Source organism: Mesorhizobium sp. B2-8-5 (assembly GCF_006440675.2).
In the GTDB taxonomy this organism is placed as follows: domain Bacteria; phylum Pseudomonadota; class Alphaproteobacteria; order Rhizobiales; family Rhizobiaceae; genus Mesorhizobium.
In genome coordinates, this window is sequence record NZ_CP083951.1 from 901,528 (window position 1) to 927,926 (window position 26,399).

25 protein-coding genes are annotated in these 26,399 nt (G+C 64.3%); 14 read left to right on the forward strand and 11 right to left on the reverse strand.

Annotated elements, in window-relative coordinates; genetic code table 11:
* Window positions 1–68: 68 nt before the first annotated feature.
* The 4 genes from FJ430_RS04280 to FJ430_RS04295 are packed head-to-tail and all read right to left on the reverse strand — an operon-like array spanning window position 69 to window position 2,800.
* Window positions 69–431: a helix-turn-helix domain-containing protein gene (locus FJ430_RS04280; protein WP_140707408.1), complete on the reverse strand. Its 363-nt coding sequence runs from the start codon at window positions 429–431 to the stop codon at window positions 69–71.
* 10 nt (window positions 432–441) lie between these two features.
* Window positions 442–966, reverse strand: a complete 525-nt coding sequence (locus FJ430_RS04285) for a Smr/MutS family protein (protein WP_140707406.1) — start codon at window positions 964–966, stop codon at window positions 442–444.
* Window positions 963–2,069, reverse strand: coding sequence for a murein transglycosylase A (locus FJ430_RS04290; RefSeq protein ID WP_140707404.1), 1,107 nt, complete (start codon window positions 2,067–2,069; stop codon window positions 963–965). Before FJ430_RS04290 ends, FJ430_RS04285 begins: the two co-directional genes overlap by 4 nt.
* A 23-nt stretch (window positions 2,070–2,092) precedes the next feature.
* A complete protein-coding gene (locus FJ430_RS04295; protein WP_140659563.1) occupies window positions 2,093–2,800 on the reverse strand; it encodes a Tim44/TimA family putative adaptor protein in 708 nt (235 codons plus the stop codon).
* 201 nt (window positions 2,801–3,001) lie between these two features.
* On the opposite strand from FJ430_RS04295, the gene FJ430_RS04300 reads away from it, so the two are divergent.
* Both FJ430_RS04300 and secB read left to right on the forward strand, forming a co-directional pair.
* Window positions 3,002–3,496: an FxsA family protein gene (locus tag FJ430_RS04300; protein WP_140707402.1), complete on the forward strand. Its 495-nt coding sequence runs from the start codon at window positions 3,002–3,004 to the stop codon at window positions 3,494–3,496.
* Between the two features lie 289 nt (window positions 3,497–3,785).
* Complete coding sequence (gene secB, locus FJ430_RS04305; RefSeq protein ID WP_140645973.1) at window positions 3,786–4,289, forward strand: protein-export chaperone SecB; 504 nt, start codon at window positions 3,786–3,788, stop codon at window positions 4,287–4,289.
* A gap of 320 nt (window positions 4,290–4,609) precedes the next feature.
* On the opposite strand, the gene dnaQ is transcribed toward secB, so the two are convergent.
* The 5 genes from dnaQ to FJ430_RS04330 form a co-directional block, all read right to left on the reverse strand.
* Window positions 4,610–5,314 carry a DNA polymerase III subunit epsilon gene (gene dnaQ, locus FJ430_RS04310; protein ID WP_140659565.1) on the reverse strand — a complete coding sequence of 235 codons (705 nt, stop codon included), beginning with the start codon at window positions 5,312–5,314 and terminating at the stop codon, window positions 4,610–4,612.
* A 76-nt stretch (window positions 5,315–5,390) separates the two neighbouring features.
* Window positions 5,391–5,996, reverse strand: a complete 606-nt coding sequence (gene coaE, locus FJ430_RS04315) for a dephospho-CoA kinase (protein ID WP_140707400.1) — start codon at window positions 5,994–5,996, stop codon at window positions 5,391–5,393.
* Window positions 5,996–6,829 carry a shikimate dehydrogenase gene (locus tag FJ430_RS04320; protein WP_140707398.1) on the reverse strand — a complete coding sequence of 278 codons (834 nt, stop codon included), beginning with the start codon at window positions 6,827–6,829 and terminating at the stop codon, window positions 5,996–5,998. Before FJ430_RS04320 ends, coaE begins: the two co-directional genes overlap by 1 nt.
* Window positions 6,822–7,421, reverse strand: coding sequence for a Maf-like protein (locus tag FJ430_RS04325; RefSeq protein ID WP_140707396.1), 600 nt, complete (start codon window positions 7,419–7,421; stop codon window positions 6,822–6,824). The genes FJ430_RS04320 and FJ430_RS04325 overlap by 8 nt, the downstream gene beginning before the upstream one ends.
* 306 nt (window positions 7,422–7,727) lie before the next feature.
* Window positions 7,728–8,549: a pyruvate, water dikinase regulatory protein gene (locus tag FJ430_RS04330; RefSeq protein WP_140659568.1), complete on the reverse strand. Its 822-nt coding sequence runs from the start codon at window positions 8,547–8,549 to the stop codon at window positions 7,728–7,730.
* A gap of 403 nt (window positions 8,550–8,952) precedes the next feature.
* On the opposite strand from FJ430_RS04330, the gene hemE reads away from it, so the two are divergent.
* From hemE to rho, 3 genes are all read left to right on the forward strand, one after another.
* Entirely contained in the window at window positions 8,953–9,981 is a 1,029-nt protein-coding gene (gene hemE, locus FJ430_RS04335) for a uroporphyrinogen decarboxylase (RefSeq protein ID WP_140707394.1), read from the forward strand.
* The gene (hemJ, locus tag FJ430_RS04340; protein WP_140707392.1) at window positions 9,978–10,523 is read left to right on the forward strand and encodes a protoporphyrinogen oxidase HemJ; all 546 of its coding nucleotides are present in this window, start codon (window positions 9,978–9,980) and stop codon (window positions 10,521–10,523) included. The genes hemE and hemJ overlap by 4 nt, the downstream gene beginning before the upstream one ends.
* Before the next feature lie 214 nt (window positions 10,524–10,737).
* Window positions 10,738–12,003 (forward strand): transcription termination factor Rho, encoded by a 1,266-nt coding sequence (gene rho / locus FJ430_RS04345; RefSeq protein WP_140645981.1) that lies wholly within the window; start codon window positions 10,738–10,740, stop codon window positions 12,001–12,003.
* 213 nt (window positions 12,004–12,216) lie between these two features.
* Here the strand turns inward: rho and FJ430_RS04350 are convergent, their stop codons facing one another.
* The gene (locus FJ430_RS04350; protein WP_226892075.1) at window positions 12,217–14,253 is read right to left on the reverse strand and encodes a thioredoxin domain-containing protein; all 2,037 of its coding nucleotides are present in this window, start codon (window positions 14,251–14,253) and stop codon (window positions 12,217–12,219) included.
* A gap of 111 nt (window positions 14,254–14,364) precedes the next feature.
* Between FJ430_RS04350 and mnmE the strand changes: the two genes are divergently transcribed.
* From mnmE to FJ430_RS04385, 7 genes are all read left to right on the forward strand, one after another.
* Window positions 14,365–15,672, forward strand: a complete 1,308-nt coding sequence (mnmE, locus tag FJ430_RS04355) for a tRNA uridine-5-carboxymethylaminomethyl(34) synthesis GTPase MnmE (RefSeq protein WP_140707388.1) — start codon at window positions 14,365–14,367, stop codon at window positions 15,670–15,672.
* Between the two features lie 162 nt (window positions 15,673–15,834).
* Window positions 15,835–17,709, forward strand: a complete 1,875-nt coding sequence (gene mnmG, locus FJ430_RS04360; protein ID WP_140707386.1) for a tRNA uridine-5-carboxymethylaminomethyl(34) synthesis enzyme MnmG — start codon at window positions 15,835–15,837, stop codon at window positions 17,707–17,709.
* On the forward strand, window positions 17,706–18,341 hold the full coding sequence (rsmG, locus tag FJ430_RS04365; protein ID WP_140707384.1) for a 16S rRNA (guanine(527)-N(7))-methyltransferase RsmG: 636 nt from the start codon (window positions 17,706–17,708) through the stop codon (window positions 18,339–18,341). The genes mnmG and rsmG overlap by 4 nt, the downstream gene beginning before the upstream one ends.
* 17 nt (window positions 18,342–18,358) lie before the next feature.
* Entirely contained in the window at window positions 18,359–19,156 is a 798-nt protein-coding gene (locus tag FJ430_RS04370; RefSeq protein ID WP_140645985.1) for a ParA family protein, read from the forward strand.
* Between the two features lie 66 nt (window positions 19,157–19,222).
* On the forward strand, window positions 19,223–20,116 hold the full coding sequence (locus FJ430_RS04375; protein ID WP_140707382.1) for a ParB/RepB/Spo0J family partition protein: 894 nt from the start codon (window positions 19,223–19,225) through the stop codon (window positions 20,114–20,116).
* 781 nt (window positions 20,117–20,897) lie between these two features.
* On the forward strand, window positions 20,898–21,530 hold the full coding sequence (locus FJ430_RS04380; protein ID WP_413467825.1) for a DUF1326 domain-containing protein: 633 nt from the start codon (window positions 20,898–20,900) through the stop codon (window positions 21,528–21,530).
* A 31-nt stretch (window positions 21,531–21,561) separates the two neighbouring features.
* Window positions 21,562–22,350, forward strand: coding sequence for a DUF2182 domain-containing protein (locus FJ430_RS04385; RefSeq protein ID WP_140707378.1), 789 nt, complete (start codon window positions 21,562–21,564; stop codon window positions 22,348–22,350).
* 218 nt (window positions 22,351–22,568) lie between these two features.
* Here FJ430_RS04385 and holA read toward each other — a convergent pair whose 3' ends face one another.
* Window positions 22,569–23,612 carry a DNA polymerase III subunit delta gene (gene holA, locus FJ430_RS04390; RefSeq protein WP_140707376.1) on the reverse strand — a complete coding sequence of 348 codons (1,044 nt, stop codon included), beginning with the start codon at window positions 23,610–23,612 and terminating at the stop codon, window positions 22,569–22,571.
* Window positions 23,613–24,149: 537 nt separating this feature from the next.
* Here holA and FJ430_RS04395 point away from each other — a divergent pair.
* Window positions 24,150–25,382 carry a 3-methyl-2-oxobutanoate dehydrogenase (2-methylpropanoyl-transferring) subunit alpha gene (locus FJ430_RS04395; RefSeq protein ID WP_140707374.1) on the forward strand — a complete coding sequence of 411 codons (1,233 nt, stop codon included), beginning with the start codon at window positions 24,150–24,152 and terminating at the stop codon, window positions 25,380–25,382.
* A 2-nt stretch (window positions 25,383–25,384) separates the two neighbouring features.
* Window positions 25,385–26,398, forward strand: coding sequence for an alpha-ketoacid dehydrogenase subunit beta (locus FJ430_RS04400; protein WP_140707372.1), 1,014 nt, complete (start codon window positions 25,385–25,387; stop codon window positions 26,396–26,398).
* The last annotated feature ends 1 nt before the right edge of the window (window position 26,399 follow it).

Genomic DNA, 26,399 nt, shown 5'->3' on the forward strand with positions numbered 1-26,399 from the left:
CCGCTCCGCCCGTGGATGACGAAGTTCGGGCGGCTTCGGCTAGCGGCATCCCGTTTTATGCGGGCAAACTATCCCCTCAGCGCAGCTCGGACCAATGCCGTGATCTTCCTCAGTTCCGCTTCATCGAGCCTCTCGATGCTCTCGGCCAAAAGATTGGCCAGCTCGGTGGCCGCCGGCGACAGGCCGGACGTGTCGATCCTGACCCTTGGGTGCGAGCTTTCGGCGAGGCGGGCAAGTTCCTCGGCGTCGTCCCAGATGATGTTGAAGTAGCCGATGATCTTCTGGATCAGCGTCCAGGTCGGCGCGCCGCGGCGGCCGTGCTCGAGCGCCGACAGATAGGCGGCGCTGACGCCGATGGCTTCGGCCATCGCCTTCTGGCTGACGCCGCGTTCGGCGCGCAGCGCCCTGAGCTTCTCGCCGAACGGGGTCATACCAGGTCCCTCATAGGCGCGTCCGCCGCAGCCGCACATAGAGCGCGCCCGAGCCGCCATGGTTGCGGGCGGCGTGATCGTGGCTGGACACAAGATGCCGGAAGGCCGGCGTCGACAGCCAGGCCGGAACGGCGCGGCGCAGGATGCCGTCGCCGCCGGAGGACGAGCCCTTGCCGGTGATGATCAGCACGTAACGGATGCCGCCGGCATGCGCCCGGTTGAGGAAGGTGAGCAGCAGCGAATAGGCCTCGTCCTGCGTCATGCCGTGCAGGTCGACGCGGCCTTCGATCGGCAGCCGGCCTTTTTTCAGCTTGTGCAGCGTCTGGTCGTCGAGCGCGTGCGAGACATGCTGCGGCTTGGGTTTTGCGGCAGCGGCCGGAACGCCGTTGACCGGAGCGGCGGCCGGCGCCGGTTTCGGCTCGACGATGTCGGGGATCTCGACGGCGGTCTTACCTTTCAGCGGCCGGGCCGAACGCGCCACCAGGTTCCACAGGATGCGGTCGTCGTCGCTGAGTTGATCGTCGCGGCGGCTCACCGGCGCGCTCCATCGAACAGGCCGCGGGGCACCAGCGCGTAGAAGTCGGCGGCGTTGCGCACCACGCCGGCGATCTCGCCGGCGGCGTCGCCCGAGCCGGCGAAGAGATCGCCGCGGGCCGGGCCGGTGATGGCCGAGCCGGTGTCCTGCGCGATCATCAGCCGCCGGAACGGCTTTTGGTCGAAGGCGGTGAGCGTCGGCGCGTCGATATAGAAAGGCGTGCCGAATGTGTGCAGCAGGCGGTCGACCGCGATCGAACGCCCGGGCGTCAGCGGCACCTTGGCGGCGGCGATGGGCCCAAGCGCTGCATCGTCGACGGCGGCTTCGCGGAAGAAGATGTAGGAGCGGTTCCGCCACAGGATCTCGTCGACGCGGTCGGGATGCGCCTTGAACCAGGCGCGGATCGACTGCATCGTCACCTTTTCCAGCGGGATCTCGCCGAGATCGCTCAAGGTTTTGCCGGGGCCAGAAAAGCGCTGGCCGGACTTGGCGGCGTAAGTGACGCGGGCGAGCCTGCCGTCGGCCATCTTCAATCTAGCTGCGCCCTGCACATGGATGAAGAAGGCATCGACCTTTTCGGCGAGCCAGGCGATCTCGAGGTTCCGGCCGGAGAGCGCGCCGCGCTCGATCGCGCCGCGGTCGAAATATTCGACCGGAGCAGCATCCGTCCGGCGGGCGAAGGCCAGATAGGCATCCATGCCGGCCGGCCGGTTGCCGTCGTCGATGTCGATCAGGTCGGCGGGGCGGGACAGCAGCGGCACGGTGAACCGCTCGGTCCTGACCGGCGAGGCCTCGACCTCGGGTTCGTAAAAACCGGTGACAAGGCCGGCGCCGCCATTGTCGGGTACGACCAGAGCGGGAACGAAATGCCGTTCGAAGAAGGATCGCGCCTCGGACCTGCTCGGCGCCGAAACGGCACGCGCCTCGGCATAGGCCTCGGCAAAAGCATTGAAATCGACGCCGAGCGATCCGGTGCGGTAAGGTTTTATCGGCACGTGGAAGGCCGAGCGGCGGAACGCGGCGAATGCCGCAGCGTGGTCGTCTTCGCCCCAGCCCGGGAGGTCGGTAAAGGATTTTTCGCTGAATGCGGGAGAGAGCGGCACGACTGGGGCCCCGCCGCTTGATCTCAATCTTCTTCTTCGGTGGCGACGAGCTTCCAGTTCGGGTCGCGCGAGCGGGTGTCGCGGGCGAAGGTCCAGACATCCTTGACCTCGGCCACCGTTTCCGGGTCGCCGTCGATGACGGCGCCGGCCTTGTCGCGGGTCGCCGAGATCAGCTCGGAGACGATGCGCAGCGTGATATGCGCTTCCGAACCCTTCATTTCGGCGGCGACGATGTCGGCCTTGTCGATGCCGACAAAGGAAGACTGGATCTTTTCGGATTTGGCCTCGCGTTCGCCGATCGCGGCGACGAAACCGTCATAGACTTCGCGCGACAACAGGTTCTTCAGCGTCTTACGGTCGCCATCGGCATAGGCCATGACGATCATCTCGTAGGCCATCTTGGCGCCGTCGACGAAGCCCTTCGGCTCGAACGACGCATCATTGTCCTTGATGGAGCGCAGGCCCTTGTTGAGATCGGTGTCGGGTTTGGCGAAGGCGTCGATATCGGCATAGGTCTCGGGCGCGGTTTCGCCCGGCGCGCGCTTGCGCGGCAGCGACACGACATTTTCAGGCTTCTGCGCCGCATCGGCCTCGCGCGTGCGGCTCGCCGAATAGGGATCGAAGGGCGGACGCTCGTTTCCGGTGCGACGTCCAAGCACGTTGCGCAGCTGGAAAAAGATCACAACCGCCGCAATCAGGAAGAAAATCGTGCCGAAGTCGAAGAAACCCATATTTTCCGCCAACCGATCCCTGTCCGTGCCGGACCGGCGTAACCCCTGCGGGACCGCGGTCGCATAGCGTTCAACACCCAAAGCATATAGAACGGCAGGCGCAATCATTCAAATCAAAGGCAGCCATACCTATCTAAGGGCGCCAAGGCCAGCGGCGATTGTCCGCCAGCGCCGCAAAAGAAGAAAGCGATCGGTCGAGACTTGCGCATTTCGTTCATCCCGCTGTTCCTGCTCCTGCTGCCGCTGCTGGAGATCGCCGGCTTCGTCGTTGTCGGCCGCGAGATCGGCGCTTTGGCGACGGTCGGCCTGGTCATCCTGTCCACCGTCGCGGGCAGCCTGTTGCTCCGGCACCAGGGTTTTGGCGTCATGGCGCGGGTGCGGACGGAGATGGATGCCGGGCGCGACCCCAGCCGCCAGCTCGCGCATGGCGCTATGATCGTGCTGGCGGCGATCCTGCTGATCATCCCGGGCTTCATCACCGACATCTTCGCCATTCTTCTGTTGCTGCCGCCGGTGCGCGACTTCGCCTGGCGCGCGCTCAAGAACCGCATCGTCATGGCGACCAGCTTCAGCAGCGGCTTTTCGGCCCGCCGGCGCGACAATGTCATCGACCTCGACGACACAGACTATTCGCGCGACGACTATCCGAACCGGCCGGACCACAATTCACCCTGGCGGCGGCTGAAGAACGACTAGTCCTCGACGGGGACTTTGACCGGCCGGCTCTGGCAGATGGCATGCCTTGGAGATTGGCCGAAACGCCCATCGCGATCGTCATTCCAGGGCGAAGCAGGAGCGGAGCTCCGTCGCGAAGACCCTGGAATGACGAGGTTGAGGAGCTTCAGCCAATCCCCAGCGTTTGCGCTGTCCTGTTCCTCCTGCCGATAAGGGCGGCAAAACTTGTTTTGTCCGGCCGACCATGGTAGCGAACCCGCGATTTCAATCCGGTCAGCAATGCTGCCCAGGCAAAAGGACTTAAAGGCTAATGGCCAGCAACGATGACGCGGCGACCGGCGCCGCCAACGGCAACGGCACCCAGAACCAGCCCTCGCTCAATGTGCTTGCGCAATATGTGAAGGACCTGTCCTTCGAGAGCCCCGGCGCGCCGAATTCGCTGCGCGGCCGTGACAAGGCTCCGGGTATCGCGATCAATGTCAACGTCAACGCCAATCCGCTCTCGGACAAGCAGTTCGACGTCAATTTGACGCTGAACGCCAAGGCCTCCTTCGACCAGGAAGTGCTGTTCAATGTCGAGCTGGTCTATGGCGGCGTCTTCGCCATAAACGGCTTCCCGCAGGAGCATATGCTGCCGCTGCTGTTCATCGAATGCCCGCGGCTTTTGTTCCCGTTCGCCCGCCAGATCATCGCCGACGCCACCCGCAATGGCGGCTTCCCGCCGCTGATGCTCGACCCGATCGATTTCGCGCAGATGTTCCAGCAGCGCATAGCCGAGGACCAGGCGGCGGCGAGCAAGATCCAGGTGAGCTGAGGCGAATCGGCGCCACACCGTATGGAGAGCCCGGCTTCGCGCCGGGCTTTTTTGTTTGATCAGGGCCCAGCGGCAGTTGCCAACCTTCGCGATTGGCCGTGGCCGCCTTCCCGTTCGTCATTCCAGGGCGGAGCAAGGAGCGAAGCGACGCGCGCAGACCCTGGAAACCATGTTACGCCAAGGCGTTGCGGCGGTTACGGAATTCTGCACCGTTGCATCTTACGGCCGAGGTCACGGCATGGATACTCGGGTCAAGCCCGAGTATGACGACGTCACGGGGGATTTCGGCCAATCTCCAACGTCAGCGCCAGCGCGCCCGCTCAACCGACCGCCACTTTCAGCCACAGCGCCTTTTCACCCAGCGTCGAAACCAGCCCGGCATGCGCCGCGCGATCCGCTTCGCTCAACCGCGACGGCAGGGCGATCGGCCGGGCGCCGATCGAGATGTCGATGTCGGCCACCTCGCCGGCGCCGTTCATCCGCACCGCCACGGCCTCGAGCACCAGCGCCGCCTGCTTGCCGCCGATCAGTTCGATATAGACCTCGGCCAGCAGTTCGGAGTCGAGCAGCGCGCCGTGCTTGGTGCGGCGGGTGTTGTCGATGCCGTAACGACGGCAAAGCGCATCGAGCGAGTTCGGCCCCATCGGATGCTTGCGGCGCGCGAGCGCCAGCGTGTCGACGATGCGGCCGGGATCGATGGCCGCCTGGTCGAGCCGGCTGAACTCGATATTGAGGAAGCCGATATCGAAGGTGGCGTTGTGGGCGATCAACTTGGCGCCGTCGGTGAAGTCCAGCCATTCCTGCGCGATTTCGGCGAAGGTCGGCTTGCCGACAAGGTCGGCGGCGCTGATGCCATGCACGGCCTGCGCCTCGGCATGGATGGCGCGCCCTTGCGGATTGATGAATTTGTGGAAGGTGCGGCCAGTCGGGAAGCGGTTGACCAGCTCGATGCCGCCGAGCTCGATGATGCGGTCGTCGCGCAAATCGAGGCCGGTGGTTTCCGTATCGAAGATGATCTCACGCATTCGAATCAGTTGTCCTTGGCACGGGCAGCATCGTGCTTCGGCGAAAAATGGCAATGGCGGCTGCTGACAGCAAGAGTCAGGAGGGTGGTGTCTCCTTCTTATCCCCCGCCAGTTCGGCGACGATCGCCTCGACCGCCTTTCGAGCGGCATCGAAGCCGTGGCCAGTGTCGATGATGAAATCGGCCTGGCGGCGCTTTTCGGCGTCGGGCACCTGCTTGGCGAGGATCGACGAAAACTTCTCCGCGCTCATGCCCGGCCTGGCGAGCACGCGTTCACGCTGGATTTCGGGCGAGGCGGTGACGACCACGACCTTGTCGACGCGGCCGCGGCCGCCGGTCTCGAACAAAAGCGGGATGTCGAGCACGGCGAGCGGCGCGCCGGCGGCGCGGTGTTTGGCCAGGAACGCGTCGGCATCGGCGCGCACCAGCGGATGGACGATTGCCTCGAGCTTCTTCAGCGCGTCCGGATCGGCGAGCACTTTTCCGGCGAGCTTGACGCGGTCGACCACGCCTGCCTGCGTCGTGCCCGGGAAGGCCGCCTCGACCAGGGGGGCGGCCTTGCCGGAATAGAGGCGATGCACGGTCTCGTCGGAATCATGCACCGGCACGCCGGCCTCGGCGAACATTTTCGCCGTCGCCGACTTTCCCATGCCGATCGATCCGGTAAGGCCGAGCACGATCATCAATGGCCCCCGATATCGGCGACGATCACGCTTCGCAGCTCGGACGTAACGTCGGGTTTCCGGCCGAACCAGCGTTCGAAACCGGGCACCGCCTGATGCAGAAGCATGCCGAGACCATCGACGGTCTTCAGGCCACGCGCCCTGGCGGCGGCGAGCAAAGGCGTCTCCAGCGGCACATAGACAATGTCGGTGACGATGGCGTGGTCCGGCAACGCGCCCGGATCGGCGGCCAAGGTTTCATTGCCATGCATGCCGAGCGAAGTGGTGTTGATGAGCAGGCCGGCATCGGCAAGCAGCTCGCCGAGCGCATCGGCGCCATGCGCCGAGATCCCGGCGCCAAAATGGCGCCCGAGTTCCTCGGCTCTCGCGAGCGTTCGGTTGACGATGCGGATATCCTTCACCGCGCGCTCCTTCAGCGCATGGATGACCGCGCGCGAAGCCCCGCCGGCGCCGAGCACCACGGCCGGGCCATTGGCCGCCCAGCCGGGCGCATATTGGTCGAGGTTGGCGGCAAAGCCGTAGCCGTCGGTGTTGCCGCCACACAGAATGCCATCCTCGAACCACAAGGTGTTGACCGCGCCGATCGCGTCGGCCGCATGATCGCGGCGGGCGACGCTGGCGAAGGCCGCCTCCTTGTGCGGGATGGTGACATTGCCGCCGCGAAAACCATTGTCGGCAAGCGCCTTCAGGAAGGACGCGAAATCATCCGGCGCGACGTCGATCGCTTCATAGCTGCCGTCGATGCCGTATTGCGCCAGCCAATGGCCATGGATCTTCGGCGAGCGCGAATGCGCGATCGGATGTCCCGCGACGAAGGCCTTTTTCTCAGCCATCGATGGCTCCCAATGCGCGCAGCTCCTTCAGCACCGGCAAAAGCGGCAGGCCGACAATGGTGAAATAATCGCCCTCGATCTTCTCGAACAGCTGGATGCCCTCGCCCTCGATCTGGTAGGCGCCGACGCTGGACAGCGCCTTGGCGCCGACCAGCGCCAGATGCCGGCCGATGAAGGCGGGATCGAGCTTGCGCATGGTGAGGCTGGCAACGCCGACATGGCGCCACAGCACCTCGCCGTCGCGGCAAAGCACGGCGGCGCTGTTGAGCTGATGAGTCTTACCCGACAACGTTAGGAGATGACGCCGCGCGCTTTCCATGTCGGCGGGCTTGTGAAAGACCTCGTCGCCCAGCGACAGGGTCTGGTCGCAGCCGAGCACCAGGGCGCCTGGCTTGCGCTCGCTGACCTCGGTCGCCTTGGCCTCGGCCAGGATCGACGCGACATCCTCGGGCGAAGCGCCGCTGTCCTTCAGCGGAGCCTCGAGCGCGCGCTCGTCGACATTTGCCGGCACCGCCTCGATGTCGAGGCCGGCATTGACGAGCACCGCCTTGCGGTAGGGACTGCCTGAAGCGAGGATGATTTTCTCGGCCATGATTTTTCGCCCAACTAGCTCCCTGACGCTGTTGACCCATCGTTTGTCTGGGGGTCCAGCACAAACTTTGGAGAATGGCCAAAGCCTTACGAACTTCGTCATCCTAGGGCGAAGCAGGAGCGAAGCTCCGTCGCGAAGACCCTAGGATCCATGCCATAACCTCAGCCGAGGGGCGCAGCGGAGCAGAATTCTACACCGTCGCAACACTTCGACGTCACGGCATGGATCCTAGGGTCTACGCCGCGTCGCTTTGCTCCTTGCTCCGCCCTAGGATGACGAAGCGGCCGGCGTCTCGGCAAATCCCAGTTAGCGCGTCTTTCCCCGCAGGGCAACGATGGCGGCCGCCGTTTCCTCGATGGAGCGGCGGCTGACATCGATCATCGGCCAGCCATGCCGCGTGCAGAGCTGGCGGGCATAGGCGAGCTCCTCGTTGATGGCGGCGCGGTCGACATAGGCGGTCGGCACAAAGGCGGCGCTGTTGCCGAGGATGCGATTTTGCCTCACATGCGAGATGCGTTCGGCCGTGGCGATCAGGCCGACGACCAAGGGCGTCCTGGCGGCGATCAGGCTTTCGGGCAGCGGCACGCCGAGCACGATCGGGATGTTGGCGGTCTTGATGCCGCGATTGGCAAGATAGATGCTGGTCGGCGTCTTCGAGGTGCGCGATATGCCGATCAGCACGATATCGGCATCGTCCATATTGGCCGGCAGCTGGCCGTCATCATGCTCCATGGTGAAGTTCAAGGCATCGATGCGGCGGAAATATTCGGCGTCGAGCACGTGCTGGGCGCCGACGCGCCGGCCGGCCGGCGTGCCGAGATAGGACTGGAAGACCGTCAGCACCGGCTCCAGCACCGACACGCAAGGCAGGCCCATCGCCGCGCAGCGCTCGTCGATCGAGCGCGCCAGCTTCTGGTCGACCACCGTATAGAGAATGATGCCGGGCTCTTCCTCGATATCCTCGAAGACCTTGGCGATCTGCTTTTCCGTGCGGATCAGCGGATAGATGTGCTCGATGGCGCGCGCATCCTTGTATTGCGCCGACGCCGCGCGGCCGGCCGCCAGTAGCGTCTCGCCGGTGGCGTCGGAGATCAGATGCAGGTGGAAGAAGCTCTGAGGTTTGTTCACAGGGGATGGGTCCAGGCTGTGGGCAATTGTGGACAAGGCTGGATGGGCAGGCCTCGGGTCGGGAAGCGACTGTATCAGATGGCCGCTTGTCCACAATTCGACCCGCTGTAGGCTTTGTCGCGGCGCTGGGGACAAAACTGGGGATCAATTTTTCTTGGCCGATTTCGTCCACAGCGGGAAGTCCAGACCCGAAAGGCCAAGCTTTTGACTCGAAAGCCTGAATCCGCTTCGTCCCCAGATCCCTCCAAATTGCGAAAGCGAGTACGCGACAATATGCTGACTGGCCTTTTCGAGCCGCAGGCTGGACAGGTCGCAATCATCACAACCAACAGACTCTTAGAATCAGAAGACTCTTTTAAAATAGATATTTGATTTAAGAGACACCCGGAGGGGACAGCGCCAAATGGCTGCGAAACGGATCATGCTGGACGTCCTCAAGGGCGAGACGGTTGCACCGCCGCCGCTCTGGATGATGCGTCAGGCGGGCCGCTATCTTCCCGAATACCGGGAGACCAGGAAGCGGGCCGGATCCTTCCTCGATCTCTGCTACGACCCGGACCTTGCCGTCGAGGTGACGCTGCAGCCGATCGAACGCTTCGGCTTCGACGCCTCGATCCTGTTCTCCGACATTCTCGTCGTGCCCAACGCCTTGGGTCGGGATGTCCGCTTCGAAGAGGGCCGCGGCCCGATCCTGAAGCCGATCTCGGCATCGGAGATTCCCGCGCTGGACGGCGGTATGTTTCACGTGAATCTCGAACCGGTCTACGAGACGGTGCGCCGGTTGCGCGTAAAACTGCCCGACGAGACGACGCTGCTCGGCTTCTGCGGAGCGCCCTGGACGGTGGCGACCTATATGATTGCCGGGCACGGCACGCCCGACCAGGGCCCTGCCCGGCTTTTCGCCTATCGCGAGCCCGAGGCCTTCGCACGGCTTCTGAAGATTCTGGCCGACCACTCGGCCGCCTATCTCATTCGCCAGATCGAAGCCGGCGCCGATGCGGTGCAGATTTTCGATTCGTGGTCGGGCGTGCTGGACGAACCATCCTTCGAGGCCTTCTGCGTCGAGCCGGTGGCCGAGATCGTCCGGCAGGTGAAGGCGGCTCACCCGAACGTGCCAGTGATCGGCTTTCCGAAGGGCGCCGGCGAGCGCTATCGCGACTACAGGAGGAAGACCGGCATCACCGGTCTCGGCCTCGACTGGACCGTGCCGCTGTCGATGGCGAAGGACTTGCAACGCGACGGAGCGGTGCAAGGCAATCTCGATCCGCTGCGCCTGGTCGCCGGCGGCAAGGCGCTGGCCGACGGCGTCGATGCGATTCTAAGAACGTTGGGTGGTGGACCGCTGATCTTCAATCTCGGCCACGGCATCACGCCGGAGACGCCGGTGGCGCATGTCGAGGCGATGGTGAAAATGGTGAGGAGCCGCCGATGAGCAACGAGAACAGCGCGAGCAGTGGGAACAGCACTGGCCAGGCGATGAAGCGCATGGCGATCGGCATTGCCGTGCTCGTCATGCTGAGCGCGCTGCTCTATTTCGTGGCGGGCGACGGCTTCTACCCCTGGGCCAAGGCGATCCATGTGATTGCCGTCATCGCCTGGATGGCCGGCATGCTCTATCTGCCGCGGCTCTTCGTCTATCACGTCGATGCCGAGAAAGGCTCGGTGCAGTCCGAGACCTTCAAGGTGATGGAACGCCGGCTGCTGCGGGGCATCATCAATCCGGCGATGATCGTGACCTGGGTGTTCGGGCTTTGGCTGGCCTGGAAGGGCTTTGGCTTCCAGGGCGGTTGGCTGCACGCCAAGATCGCGCTGGTGCTCGCCTTGTCGGGGCTGCATGGCTATCTCGCCGCGGCGGTCAGGAAATTCGCCGAGGACAAGAACGAAAAACCAGCGCGGCACTGGCGGATCGTCAACGAGATCCCCACATTGCTGATGATCGTCATCGTCATCCTGGTCATCGTGAAGCCGTTTTAGATCGGGAGCATGATCTTTCCGAGGATCATGCTCTAGGCTTCCTTCAATCCAGCAGAAGCCCAGCAAAAGGCGGCTTGCTCTTTCAGGCGACCGACGATAAAAGACGGGTCTTCCTTCCCGTCATGCGCCGCCCCTTTCACTCGCTTTCGGCCGCGCCCGGCATTTGTCGTATTCAGCCGATTTTCCTCCCCAAAGCCTACCCAGAGTCTATCTGATGCAAGAAATGAAACTCGCAGAGTTCAAGAACAAGAAGCCGCCAGAGCTGATCGCCTATGCCGAATCGCTCGAGGTGGAGAACGCCAGCGTCATGCGCAAGCAGGAGCTGATGTTCGCGATCCTGAAGAAGCTCGCCGCCCAGGACATCGAGATCATCGGCGACGGCGTGGTCGAGGTGCTGCAGGACGGTTTCGGCTTCCTGCGCTCCGCCAACGCAAACTACCTGCCGGGTCCCGACGACATCTACATCTCGCCGTCGCAGATCAGGCGCTTTTCGCTCAAGACCGGCGATACGGTCGAAGGGCCGATCCGCAGCCCGAAAGAGGGCGAGCGCTATTTCGCGCTGCTCAAGGTCAACACCATCAATTTCGACGATCCCGAAAAGATCCGTCACAAGATCCACTTCGACAATCTGACGCCGCTCTATCCGACCAAGCGGCTGAAGATGGAGATCGACAATTCGACCTCCAAGGACATCTCGCCGCGCGTGATCGACCTGGTCGCGCCGATCGGCAAGGGCCAGCGCGCGCTGATCAACGCGCAGCCGCGCACCGGCAAGACGGTGCTGATGCAGAACATCGCCCATTCGATCACCGCCAACCATCCGGAATGCTATCTGATCGTGCTTTTGATCGACGAGCGTCCGGAGGAAGTGACCGACATGCAGCGCTCGGTTAAGGGCGAGGTCATCTCCTCGACCTTCGACGAGCCGGCGGCGCGCCACGTGCAAGTCGCCGAAATGGTGATCGAGAAGGCCAAGCGCCTGGTCGAGCACGGCCGCGACGTGGTCATTCTGCTCGATTCGATCACGCGTCTCGGCCGCGCCTACAACACCGTCGTGCCGTCATCCGGCAAGGTGCTGACCGGCGGTGTCGACGCCAACGCGCTGCAGCGCCCCAAGCGCTTCTTCGGCGCCGCCCGCAACATCGAGGAAGGCGGCTCGCTGACCATCATCGCCACCGCGCTGATCGATACGGGCAGCCGCATGGACGAAGTCATCTTCGAAGAGTTCAAGGGCACCGGCAACTGCGAAATCCAGCTCGACCGCAAGGTGGCCGACAAGCGCATCTACCCGGCGATGGACATCCTCAAGTCGGGTACCCGCAAGGAGGACCTGCTGGTGCCGCGCGCGGACCTGCAGAAGATCTTCGTGCTGCGCCGCATCCTCGCGCCGATGGGCACGACCGACGCGATCGAGTTCCTCATCGACAAGCTCAAGCAGACCAAGACCAACGCGGACTTCTTTGATTCGATGAATACGTAGTCGGGATACCGAGCCGGTCTAGGCTTCGTCATTCTAGGGCGGAGCAAGGAGCGGAGCGACGCGGCGTAGACCCTAGAATCCATGCCGTTACTTTTGGGCCTTGCAGCGGTGCAGAGTAATCTGGTCCGCTGCGTTCTTCGGCGAGCGTCACGGCATGGATCCTCGGTCAAGCCCGAGGATGACGAAGAAACCGGTCTTGGCCTCGCTGGCTTTTTAGCTTCGCCGCAGCAACTTCTCCAACTCACCCGCATCCGTCAGCACCGGCAGACACACCTGCCCGCTGCAGAACCAGGCGCCTGTCTTGTCCGTCGGCGGCAGCACGCCGCCCGGCAATAGCGGTCGATTCGCTTCCGTTCCGATCGGCACGACGATGTCCACCCGGCGTGGATCGGGATTCCGATTCGCAACCGGAACGAGGTTTGGGGAATCTTGCCTATCTATGATCACGAGCTTCAATGGCTCGAGCGCCAGGGCGCAGGCGTTGACGATACCGGCTTGGCCATAGGCCAGCTGGGACGCGCGGCCCATGGCGTGCTCGGCGGCCGTCCAGGCCTTTTCCCAGAGATCGAGGTCGCCGGTGAGCGACGACAGCCGCACCAGCGCCTCGACGATCTGGCTGGTGGCCGACGGGATCGCCTCGTCGACATCGCCGCGGATGCGGATCGGAACGTCGCCGCTGTCCGACGCCGTCAGCCAGTAGCCGGTCTTTTCGTCATCCAGGTGCCAGCGCTCGAGTTCGCCGATGAACTGCCTGGCGCGATCGGAATAGATCGGATCGCCGGTCGCCTCGAACAGCGCGATCGCCGCGTTGGTCATGGCGGCATAGTCGCTGGACAGCGCCGGGAACAGTCTCTTCGCGCCGAGCATGGAATGCGGCAGGCGGCCATCCTGGCTGGCCTTGACGATATGGGCGAAAGCCTTGGCTGCGGCATCGATCCACTCACGGCGCCCAAGTGAGCGGCCCGCCTCGGCGAGGGCCGCGATCATCAGGCCGTTCCAGTCGGTGAGCGCCTTGCCGTCGCGGCCAGGCCTGATCCGCTGTTCGCGGACGGCCAGCAGCTTGGCCTTCAGCGGCACGAGCTGACGATAGTCGGCGATGCCCTGACTTTGCTGTGCTTCGGTTTGGCGAATGATCGGCTTGCCTTCCCAGCCATGCGGGGCGGCCAGCTCGAAATACCGGAAGAAGGTCGACGCATCGTCGCCGAGCGCGGCTTCGACCTCCTCGCGGTTCCATGTGTAGAAAAGCCCCTCCTCCCCGTCGCTGTCGGCATCGAGGCTGGCGGCGAAGGCGCCGCCTTCGACCAGCATCTCGCGCAGCAGCCAACCGACGGTTTCTTCGATTCGTACCCGGAACAAGTCGTTCCCGGTGGCGGCATGGGCCCAGTTGCACAGGCGAATGAGCTGGGCGTTGTCGTAAAGCATCTTCTCGAAATGCGGCACCAGCCATTCGGCGTCGGTCGAGTAGCGGCTTAGGCCGCCGCCGACATGATCGTAGATGCCGCCGGCGAGCATTTTTTCGAGGCTCAGCTGCACGGCATCGCGATGTTCCGCCTGGCCGTTCCGCAGCCAGGACAGCCAAAGCGCGTGCATGAACGGCGCGTTGGGGAATTTTGGCGCGCCCTTCAAACCGCCGAGTTCGCGGTCGATCATGCCGTCGATGCGGGTCGCGAGATCGGCCAGCGTGCCGCGGTCGAGCACGGCCTTGCCCGTCGCGCCGGCAAGGCGCTGCTCGACATGGGCGGTCAGCCCGTCCGCGCTTTCGGCGAGGCTCTGCCGTTTTTCGCGCCAGGCCTTGTGGACCGCCTCCAGCACCTGGATGAAGCCCGGCCTTCCGTAACGCGCCTCGCGCGGGAAATAGGTGCCGCCCCAGAAAGGCTTGCCATCGGGCGTCAGGAACATGGTCAGCGGCCAGCCGCCCTGCTCGCCCATGGCATGGAGCGCGGCCATATAGATCTGGTCGATGTCCGGCCGTTCCTCGCGATCGACCTTGATATTCACGTAGAGCCGGTTCATGACGGCCGCCACGGCGTCGTTCTCGAAGCTCTCATGCGCCATGACATGGCACCAGTGGCAGGCGGCGTAGCCGATGGAGAGCAGGATCGGCCGCCCGAGTTGCTTGGCTTCGGCAAGGGCAGCGGGCGACCAGCCGCGCCAATGCACGGGATTGTCGCTGTGCTGCTGCAGATAGGGGCTGGCCTCTTTGGCAAGCAGGTTTCGCGCGGGCAAGGTCACGATGGGCGGGCTCGGCATTTGGGTTTGATGCGGCAAAGCATGATGCCGAAAACCGTGAGGCGGTCTTCGGCCGACATGCTCTTACCTTTAATCTAGGCGGTTCGGCAGGTCCGGCAAATGGTTTCCCCAATGGCTTCGAAGGATTCGATCGTAGCGCTGTCCAGCGGCCGCCTGCCTGCCGGGCTTGCCGTCATCCGCGTCTCTGGCCCGAAGACTCGATTCGTGGTCGAAACGATTGCGGGCGCCGTTAAGGACCGGTTTACCACGTTGCGCAAGCTCAAGGCCGCGGACGGCTCGGTCATCGATCACGGGCTTGTCCTGTTCTTTCCAGGGCCCGGCAGCTTCACCGGCGAGGATGTCGCCGAGTTCCAGGTCCATGGCAGCCGCGCCGTTGCGGCCAAGATGCTGGAGACGATCACGGGCTTCGAAGGCGTGAGGCATGCCGAGCCTGGCGAATTCACCCGGCGCGCTTTTCTCAACGGCAAGTTCGACCTGGTCGAGACCGAGGCGCTCGCCGATCTGGTCAATGCCGAGACGGAAGCGCAGCGCCGCTTCGCCTTGCGCAACGCGGAAGGCACGCAGAGCGAGCTCTATTCGAGCTGGCGCCGCCGGCTGATCCATGCGCGCGCCATGATCGAGGCGGAAATAGACTTCGCCGACGAAGAAGACGTGCCGGGTTCCGTTTCGGGAGCGGTCTGGTCCGACGTGTCGGCAATGATCGGTGAGATCGATCGGCATGTTGAAGGCTTCAAGGCAGCCGAGATCATCCGCGACGGGTTCGAGGTTGTGATCCTCGGCGCGCCGAATGCCGGCAAGTCCAGCCTGTTCAACGCGCTGGCTAGGCGCGACGCAGCGATCGTCACCGACGAACCGGGCACGACTCGCGATTTGCTCGAGGTCTCCATGGACCTCAACGGGCTGAAGGTGCGGATTGTCGACACGGCCGGCCTGCGGGACGCCGCGGGCAAGGTCGAATCGATAGGCATCGAGCGTGCCAGGACCAGGGCCGGGGAGGCAGACCTGATCCTGCTGTTGGAGGACATGGCTGACCCTGTTCCGGTCGGCGATGTTGCGAGCGGGGCGCCGTTGCTGCGTGTCGGGACGAAGTCCGATATCGCCGGTGTCGGCGCTGGCGCTTATGATCTGGCGATCTCTTCCAGGGACGGCACCGGGCTCGGCGCTCTTCTCGACGAGATCGGAGCCCGTGCCGCCAAGACAGCCGGGGACGCGAGTGAAGTCCTCCCGTCGAGGCTGCGGCACGTCGAGCTGCTCAAGGAGACGACGGACTTCTTGCGAGCGGCGTTGGCCGGACACAGCCAGGAACTGAGGGCCGAGGAATTACGATTGGCGGCGGATCGCCTCGGCCGGATCATCGGCGCGGTCGATGTCGAGGATCTGCTCGACGTCATCTTTTCGCAGTTCTGCATCGGTAAATGATTCACGTGAAACACGACGCGGGATCTGTGCGGAGATGACTCACGTGAAACATTCGGGCTTCGGATACATGTTTCACGTGAAACGAGTCGGGCCTTCGTCCTTGACAGCGCGTGATGACGGGGACATGTGTCGGGCAATCTCTGAAAGCGGATTCTTGGAAAAATGACCGATCACTATGATGTGGTGGTGGTGGGCGGCGGCCATGCCGGCTGCGAGGCGGCGAGCGCTGCGGCGCGCGCTGGCGCCAGGACCGCGCTGGTGACGCTGCGCTTCGATACGATCGGCGTCATGTCCTGCAATCCGGCGATCGGCGGCCTCGGCAAGGGCCATCTCGTGCGCGAGATCGATGCCATGGACGGGCTCATGGGCCGCATCACGGATGCCGCCGGCATCCAGTTCCGCCTGCTCAACCGCCGCAAAGGGCCGGCCGTGCGCGGTCCGCGCACTCAGGCCGACCGCAAGCTCTATCGACTTGCCATGCAGGCCGCGATCGGCGACCAGGCCAATCTCGACGTGGTCGAGGGCGAGGTTCTCGATCTCGCAATCGAAGACGGGCACGTGGCGGCCGTGCTGGTCTCGGGTGATCGGCACTTGGCCTGCGGCGCGGTCGTGCTGACCACCGGCACTTTCCTGCGCGGGCTGATCCATATCGGCGAGAGGAAGATCGTCGCCGGCCGCATGAACGAACAGGCAAGCCATGGGCTTTCGGCCACCATGGCGCGTGCGGGCTTCAAGCTCGGGCGCCTGAAGACCGGCACGCCCCCTCGCCTCGACGGCCGCACCATCGATTGGGCGTTGCTGCAAAGCCAGGCGGCGGACGAGGATCCGGTGCCGTTCTCGCTGATGACGGACGTAATCGTTAATCCACAGATCCATTGCGGCATCACACGGACCATGCCGGCGACGCATGACCTGATCCGGGCCAATCTCGGCCGCTCGGCCATGTATTCCGGCTCGATCGAAGGCGTCGGGCCGCGCTATTGTCCCTCGATCGAGGACAAGATCGTTAAGTTCGGCGACCGCGGGGGTCATCAGATCTTCCTTGAGCCGGAAGGCCTCGACGACGACACCGTCTACCCGAACGGGATCTCGACCTCGCTGCCTGAGGATGTGCAGCTCGACATCCTGAAGACCATTCCCGGGTTGGAAAAGGCGACGATGCTGCAGCCGGGCTATGCCATCGAATACGACCATGTCGATCCGCGCGAACTGAGGACGACGCTGGAGACGAAGCGCGTGGCCGGCCTATTCCTGGCCGGGCAGATCAACGGCACGACGGGTTACGAAGAGGCCGGCGCGCAAGGTCTGCTCGCCGGCATCAACGCGGCGCGCAAGGCTTCGGCAAGCGAGCCGGTCGTGCTCAGCCGCACCGAGGCCTATATCGGCGTGATGGTCGATGACCTGACCAGCCGCGGCATCGCCGAGCCTTACCGGATGTTCACCTCGCGGGCGGAGTTCCGGCTGTCGCTGCGCGCCGACAATGCCGATGAGCGGCTGACGCCGCTGGCCGACAAGCTCGGGATCGTGGCCCCGCCGCGGATGCAGCGGTTCGGCGAGATCGCGCTGAAACTCGATCAGGCCCGCGCGCTGGCAAAGTCGGTGACGCTGACGCCGAACGAAGCGGCGCGGCATGGGTTGGAGATCAACAAGGACGGCGTGCGCCGCTCGGCCTATGCGCTTTTGGCGCATCCGGGCGTCGACATGGCGTGGCTAACACGCGTCGAGCCGCGCTTTGCCGCGCTTGACGCGAGGACGGCGGAGCGGCTCGAAACGGAAGCGAAATATTCGGTTTACCTTGATAGGCAGCAGGCCGATGTCGCGCAGATCAGGCATGAGGAATCGCGGCTCATCCCCGAGGCGATCGATTTCTCTGATGTTCCTGGACTTTCGAACGAGTTGAAGCAGAAGATGAAGACGCGCCAGCCGCGTTCGATCGCCGATGCTCAGCGGATGGAAGGTATGACGCCCGCGGCGCTGGCCATCATCGTGGCTCATGTCCGCAACGCCGAGCTCGCCGCGCGAAGGGACGTGGCGTGAGCGACTGGGACGATCTGCAAAAGGCGGCAGGTCCGGTTTCACGTGAAACATTCGAGCGGCTTCGGGCCTTCGAAGAGCTGTTCCTGAAATGGAACCGCAGCATCAATCTGGCGGCGCCGTCGACACTGGACGATGTCTGGCGCCGCCACATCCTGGATAGCGCCCAACTCGCGCGAATCGCACCCACTGCCACGCGCTGGGTCGACCTTGGTTCGGGCGGCGGGTTTCCGGGATTGGTGCTCGGCTTTCTGCTGGCCGAGCGGGCCGGCGCGTCGATCGACCTGGTCGAGAGCAACCGCAAGAAGGCTTCGTTTCTGCAATCGGTCATCGGCCAGTTCAATTTGCCGGCACGGGTCCTGGCCAAGCGCATCGACGACAGCTATGCGCTTGTTTCCGCACCGGAAATCGTAACCGCCAGAGCGCTGGCCGCCCTTCCGGATCTGCTCGACCTGGCTGCGCCGTGGCTGACCAAAGGGTCACGCGCGCTTTTCCATAAAGGCCGGGATTACCGTGCCGAGGTGGAAGAAAGCACTCACCGCTGGGGCTTCGATCTGGTAGAACATTCGAGCATGACCGACCCACACGGCGTCATCCTTGAAATCACCGAATTGCGCCCGGCGAAACAGCAATGAATTACTGGCATAGGCCCATGAGCACAGCACCGCGTATCATCACTGTTGCCAACCAGAAAGGCGGCGTCGGCAAGACGACGACGGCCATCAACCTGGCCACGGCGCTGGCCGCGATCGGCGAGCGCGTGCTGATCGTCGATCTTGACCCGCAGGGCAATGCCAGCACCGGCCTCGGCATCGACCGAAAGGACCGCACCGTCTCGTCCTATGACGTGCTGACCGGCGAACTCGATCTGGAAGCGGCTGCGGTGCCGACGGCGGTGCCGGGTCTGTCCATCGTGCCCTCGACGCTCGACCTGCTCGGCATCGAGATGGAGATCGCCTCGGCGCCCGACCGCGTGCTCAGGCTGCGCAACGCGCTGCGCGCCGCCGCCGAGCGCTCGGCGCCGTTCGGCTATGTGCTGATCGACTGCCCGCCCTCGCTCAATCTTTTGACTTTGAATTCAATGGCCGCGGCCGATTCCGTTCTCGTGCCGCTGCAATGCGAGTTCTTTGCGCTCGAAGGTCTGAGCCAATTGCTGGAGACGGTCGAGCAGGTGCGCAGCAGCATCAACCCGGATCTCACCATCCAGGGCATCGTGCTCACCATGTATGACGGGCGCAACAACCTCGCCAACCAGGTGGTGCAGGATGTGCGCACCCATATGGGCGACAAGGTCTATGAGACGATCATTCCGCGCAATGTTCGCGTTTCCGAAGCGCCGTCCTATGGTAAGCCGGCGATCCTCTATGACCTGAAATGCTCGGGCAGCCAGGCCTATCTGCAGCTCGCCTCCGAGGTGATCCGCCGCGAGCGCAAGCTGCGCGCCGCCTGAGCCGTAGGCGCGGCAGCAGCTTTGGTTAATTAGCCAATTCGATTCCGAAACGATCTGGACAAACCAATGAGCGAAGACCAATCAAGAAAAAGACTGGGCCGTGGCCTCGCGGCGCTGATCGGCGAAATCGACCGTCCGGCGGCGCCGGAAAAGCCAAGCGCGGCGGTCGCGGCGGACGGCAAGGTGCCGATCGAATTCGTCAGCCCGAACCCGAAGAATCCGCGCCGGCATTTCGGCGATGCCGAGCTCACCGACCTCGCGCAATCGATCCGCGAACATGGTGTGGTGCAGCCGGTGGTGGCGCGCCCCTCGCCTTCGCAGCCCGGCCGGTACGAGATCATCGCCGGCGAGCGGCGTTGGCGGGCGGCGCAGCGCGCCGGCCTGACCGAGATCCCGCTGATCGTGCGCGACGTCAACGACCGCACCGCGCTGGAGCTGGCGATCATCGAGAACGTGCAGCGCGCCGACCTCAATCCGGTCGAGGAGGCGCAAGGCTATCAGCAGCTGATCGACGAGCACGGCTACACCCAGGCCGATCTCGGCCAGGTGATCGGCAAGAGCCGCAGCCATGTCGCCAACACGCTGCGGCTTCTGAAGCTGCCCAATGTCATTCACGACATGCTGGTCGATGGCGATCTCTCGGCCGGTCATGCCCGCACGCTGGTAACCGCGGCGGACCCGGCCGGGCTCGCCAAGCGCATCGTCAAGGAAGGGCTTTCGGTGCGCCAGGCGGAAGCGCTGGCGCAGATGCCCGCCGGCCCAACGCCGGCCAAGACCAAGTCCACGGCGGGCGCGCCGGACAAGGACCCCGACACGCTGGCGCTCGAGAAGCTGATGACCGATACGATCGGCATGATCGTCAGCATCGAGCACAAGGGCAAGGGCGGCACGCTCAGGGTCAACTATCGCTCGCTGGACCAGCTCGACGAGTTGTGCCGGCGGCTGAAGGACGAGCGGTAGGCCGCTGCGGTGCAACGGTATTTGCCGGAACCTGAGGTTTTGGCTTAAGGCTGGCTATGCCTGATATATCGGTGATAGACAGAAGGCCTTTGGGCGATATGCCGGCCCTTTTTGTCGCGCGCCACTCATTGGCGAAGGCGGTGGGAGTGCCCGGCAGGACAGCAGGGACGCTGTCCGGTTAGCGCACCAGCGCTTCTCTAGCCGCAACCGACGCGTCGTTATCCTCGGGCTTGACCCGAGGATCCATTCCGTGACCGACGCCGAAGGGCTCAGCGGTACAAAATTCTGTAAACGTTGCAATGCCTTAGCGTCACGGAATGGATTCCAGGGTCTGCGCGCGTCGCTCCGCTCCTTGCTCTGCCCTAGAATGACGACGGAGATCGTCGGCGTTCCTCCGCGCCCCCTCTGTCCTCCCCGACATCTCCCTCACAAAGGCCCACGGGGGGATCAGCCGGCGCGTCGGTTTCGCCAATCACAGCCGTTTTGCAGCACAATCGCGAAACACAGCCTGTCGCGCCAGTGCATCGGACAGGTCTGCCGTTTGCGCGTCGGCAGCACCGCTGTCTGCAGCCGCACGCGGCCGAGCGACCCGACGTTCCAGCGCCGGCGCCCTCCGCTTGACAGTCCGGGGCAACGGCGTACCTTCTATTAGCTCGAACTTAAGTTATGCCCCGGCGTGCCGATCAGTCGCGATGAGGGCTCTCTGCCGTTCCGATCGTGTTCGTGAAACGGCACCGCCTCGCCAAAGCGATATGCCCGACGCGCCTGACGCAAATGGGAGGTGCAAATGGCGGTCAGTTGGCAATTGTCTGGAAGTTACTTCGAGAACTGCAGCTGCGATGTCGTATGTCCCTGTCTGCTGTCCACCCAGGCGCAGCTGACGTCGAAGCCGACGAAAGGCGTTTGCGACGTCGCCCTGGTCTTTCATATCGACAAGGGCAGTTTCGGCGACGTTCGACTGGACGGGCTCAATGTCGCGATGGTTGCTCACACGCCAGGCCCGATGGCGGACGGCAATTGGACGGCGGCGGCCTATATCGACGAACGGGCGGATGACCGGCAAACAGAGGCGCTGGGCGCCATCTTCACCGGCGCCGCGGGTGGGCCGATGGCTGCCTTCGCGCCGATGATCAGCACCAATCTCGGAGCGAAGAAGGCGCCGATCAAATACCAGGTCGACGGCAAGAAGCGGTCGGTGGAGGTTGCCAGCGTGATGCAGCTGGCGGTCGAACCGTTGCCGACAATGCGCGAGGACGGCGAGATGTGGGCGGCCACCGGCCATCCCGTCAATCCAGACTGGCTAGGCCTGGCGATGGGCGTGGAAGGCAATACGTTCAGCGACCATGGCATGAGTTGGGATAATTCGCGCCGCAACGCGCACTACGCGCCGATCAATTGGTCCGGCCAGCAATAGTCCTTGACCGCATGGCCGGACGGGCTCGCCCATGACGCTGACACTGCAGCGAAACATCGTTCTCGCGCTGCTGATTGCGAGCGCCGCGGCGTCGTGGACTGTGCTCATCCGACAGCAGATCGGCATGGCCGCGGACATGCGCATGGAAATCTACTCGCCCACCATGGGCATGACGGCGCCGCTCTTTCTTGCCGTCTGGATCGTCATGATGATTGCCATGATGTTTCCGACGGCCGCCCCGATGATCCTGACGTTTCACCAGGTTCAAGCGGCCAAGCGGGGGCGCGGCGAGACCTTCGTCTCCACCTGGGTGTTCGTGGCCGGCTACATGCTGGTTTGGGGCGCGATTGGCGTTCTCGCCTTTGCCGGCGCGGCCGGCGCGGAGATGCTTGGCGGGCAGATGGGAATGTCCGCCGCGACGGCCGCGCGCATCGGTGGCGTGCTGCTGATCGTTGCGGGTGCCTATCAGCTCTCCCCATTGAAGGATATTTGCCTGGCCAAATGCCGCACGCCCATCGGTTTCATCCTGACCTCATGGCGCGACGGTCGTTGGGGCGCGGCACGCATGGGCATCGAGCATGGGGCGTTTTGTCTTGGCTGCTGCTGGCTCCTGTTTCTCGCCCTCTTTCCGCTCGGGATCATGAATGTCGCCGCAATGGCCGTGGTCACCTTGCTGATCTTTGCGGAAAAGACCCTCCCGTCGGGAGAGCGGATAGCCAAGGTCTCGGGAATCGCTCTGCTCCTTTACGGCGCGGCGGTGCTGGTCTTTCCACAGGCGCTGCCGACCTTCCAGCCGATGGACGCGATGATGATGAATTGAGAATTGAGCAACGATATTGCAGGACGTATCCTTCGTCATTCTAGGGTCTGCGCGCGTCGCTTCGCTCCTTGCTCCGCCCTAGAATGACGAAGGATACGCTGGTGGGACAGCACTCATTTGGCCTGCCCGTCCTTCGCAGCAGCTCCGGAGGATGGGCCGGCCATCTCCGCTACAAGGAGGGAGTTAGCTGTCGCCCGGCCGTCGCCAATCGCCGGCGTTTACCTTTGCCCCAGTCTCGCACTTTCGATCGCGATCCCGAGCAGCGCCTGGCGCGCCAGCGCTTCCGACAGATCCGGCCGCTTGCGCGTCTGCAGCACCGCCGTCTGCAGCCGGCCGAGCGCGCGACCGAGCGCCTCGACAGTCCAGCGCTCCAGCGTCTTTTCCACCAGCTTGCGGCGCGAGAAGAAGACGGGCGGACGGGCGCCGGCGACGACCGAGGCGGCGTTGCGGCCGCCGGTCTCCATCTGGCCGCGCATCGCCTGGATCGCCTGCAATTGCCGCATCGCCGAGGACAGGACCAGGAAGGGATGGCCGCCCGACTGGCAATGGCGGTTGAAGGCGATGTCGAAGTCGCCGACCTTGCCGTCCAGCATGGCGTCGACCGCGGCGTCGAAAGACGCGCCGGAGACATCGCCGGACAGGGCGTTGACGTCGCCGACGTCGATCTCCTTTTGGCCGTGCGCATAAAGCACCAGTTTCTCGATCTCGCCGCGCGAGGCGAGGCGATCGCCGCCGAGATTGCGGCGCAGCGCCTGGCGGGCGTCGAGCGTCATCGACATGCCGGCCTTGCGCAGTTCGTCGTCGATCACCGTATCGAGGTCGCGGGCCTCGTCGGCATAGCAGGGCAGTGCGATGGCGTTGCCGGCGGCCTCGACGATGGCCCTGAGACCGGTGCCTTTCTTCAGGTCGCCGGCTTCGATGAGGATGATGGCGTCGCGCGCGGGTTCGGCGGTCAGCGCCTTGATGTCGTCGGCAAGCGCCTTCTGGCCGCTGGCATTGCGCACCCAAAGCAGCCGCCGGTCGGAAAACATCGGCACGGTGCGGGCTTCGTCGAGCAGCCGGCCCTCGTCGCGGTCGACTTCCGCGCCGTCCAGCCTGACCACGGAGAATGGGTCGTCGAGCGGCAGGCCGGTTTTCGCGGCGAAGGTCTTCGCCCGCTCGGCGACGAGGCCGCGGTCGGGGCCGTAAAGCAGGACGATTCCCATGGCCGGATCCGGCCTCGCCAGCCACGAATCGACCTCGTATCCCTTCTTCTGTGCCATGCGGGTGGGTTAGCACGGGGCGGGGGCCGAGTGAACGGAGAAGCGGCGGGCAGAGAGCGTGATCTCCCCCCTTGTGGGGGAGATGGCCGGCAGGCCAGAGGGGGGCGCTGTCCCGCCGGCGTCTTGATGTTTGATCCTTGGCCTTGACCGAATGTCGACTTTCGGAAGCCGGGTTTGCACCCTCCGTTGCCTTATGACGACGAATGACTACGGAGAGTTGGCGTTCTGTCACGCCCCCCTCTGCCCTGCCGGGCATCTCCCCCACAAGGGGGGAGATTAGCTGCTACGGCCGACGCCATATCCCGCTTACTTTTTCTGGCGGCAATCGCCCCATAAACTTCCGCCAAATTGCGCGCAGCGCAAAAACATCGACAAGAAATTTCGCCGCCATATCTGCATCTTGGCGCTTGCGTGCCGCATCGGTGCCACGAGCCGACGGCCGAAGGGGAAGGCCGTGCCCAGACCCGGCGAATTGGCACTGGTCTGGCGGCGCGGATGTGCAAAGATCGCACCGGCAACATTGGAGGATGTGAGCTCATGGCCGATGCTGGAATGTTGCGCTTCCATGTGCCCGAGCCCGAGGTTCGGCCCGGCGGCACGCCCGATTTCTCGAATGTGACCATTCCCAAGGCGGGCTCGGTGCCGCGTCCGGAGATCGACGTCGATCCGCGCACCATCCGCGACATGGCTTTCTCCATCATCCGGGTGCTGAACCGCGCCGGCGAGGCGGTCGGACCCTGGGCCGGGCTGCTCAGCGACCAGGAACTGCTCGAAGGCCTGCGCCATATGATGACGCTGAGAACCTTCGATGCGCGCATGCAGATGGCGCAGCGCCAGGGCAAGACCTCCTTCTACATGCAGCATCTGGGCGAAGAGGCAGTGAGCTGCGCTTTCCGCAAGGCGCTGAAGCCCGGCGACATGAACTTCCCGACCTACCGGCAGGCCGGCCTTTTGATCGCCGACGGCTATCCGATGGTCACGATGATGAACCAGATCTATTCCAACGAGGCCGATCCGCTGAAGGGCCGACAGCTGCCGATCATGTATTCCTCGAAGGAGCACGGCTTCTTCTCGATCTCCGGCAATCTGGCGACGCAATATATCCAGGCGGTCGGCTGGGCGATGGCCTCGGCGATCTCCAACGATTCGCGCATCGCCGCCGCCTGGATCGGCGACGGCTCGACCGCCGAGTCCGATTTCCATTCCGCGCTGGTCTTCGCTTCGACCTACAAGGCGCCGGTCATCCTCAACGTCGTCAACAACCAGTGGGCGATCTCGACCTTCCAGGGCATCGCGCGCGGCGGCTCCGGCACGTTTGCAGCGCGCGGCCTTGGCTTCGGCATTCCGGCGTTGCGCGTCGACGGCAATGACTATCTCGCGGTGCACGCCGTGGCGAAATGGGCGGCGGAGCGGGCGCGCGCCAATCTCGGGCCGACGCTGGTCGAATATGTCACCTACCGCACCGGCGCGCATTCGACGTCGGACGATCCGTCGGCCTACCGGCCGAAGGCGGAATCGGATGCCTGGCCGCTCGGCGATCCGGTCATCCGGCTGAAGAACCATCTTATCCACAAGGGCGTCTGGTCGGAGGATCGTCACACCCAGGCCGAAGCCGAGATCCTCGAAATGGTGATCGCCGCGCAGAAGGAGGCCGAGGGCCACGGCACGCTGCATGCCGGTGGCAAACCATCGACCCGCGACATGTTCGAAGGGCTCTACGAAGAGATGCCGCCGCATCTGAGGCGCCAGCGCCAGCAGGCGGGGGTCTGATCATGCCCAGGAAGACCATGATCGAGGCGATCCGCGACGCGCTCGACGTCTCGATGGGGCGCGACAACAAAGTCATCGTCTATGGCGAGGATGTCGGCTTCTTCGGCGGTGTGTTCCGCGCTACGCAGGGCCTGCAGGCGAAGTATGGCCGCAGCCGCTGCTTCGACGCGCCGATCAACGAGTCCGGCATCGTCGGCTCGGCCATCGGCATGGCCGCCTACGGGCTGAAGCCCTGCGTCGAGATCCAGTTTGCCGACTACATGTATCCGGCCTACGACCAGCTGACGCAGGAAGCGGCGCGGCTGCGCTACCGCTCGAACGGCGATTTCACCTGCCCGATCGTGGTGCGCATGCCGACCGGCGGCGGCATTTTTGGCGGCCAGACGCACAGCCAGAGCCCGGAAGCCCTGTTCACCCATGTCTCCGGCCTGAAGACGGTGGTGCCGTCCAATCCGCACGACGCCAAGGGGCTGCTGATCGCGGCGATCGAGGATCCGGATCCGGTGATCTTCCTTGAGCCGAAGCGGCTCTACAACGGACCGTTCGACGGCCATCACGACCGGCCGGTGACGCCGTGGTCGAAACACGAGCTCGGCGAAGTCGCCGACGGCCATTACACGATCCCCCTCGGCAAGGCGGCGATACGCAGGCAAGGAGGCGCGATCACCGTGCTTGCCTACGGCACCATGGTCTATGTCGCGCAGGCCGCGGCCGAGGAGACCGGCATCGACGCCGAGGTGATCGATCTGAGAACGCTTTTGCCGCTCGACCTCGACACGATCGTCGCCTCGGTGAAGAAGACCGGCCGCTGCGTCGTCGTGCACGAGGCGACGCTCACCTCCGGTTTCGGCGCCGAGCTGGTCTCGCTGGTGCAGGAAAACTGCTTCTATCATCTGGAAGCGCCGGTGGCGCGGGTCGCCGGCTGGGACACGCCCTATCCGCATGCGCAGGAATGGGACTATTTCCCCGGCCCGGCGCGGGTCGGGCGCGCGCTTATCGAAACATTGGAAGCTTAGA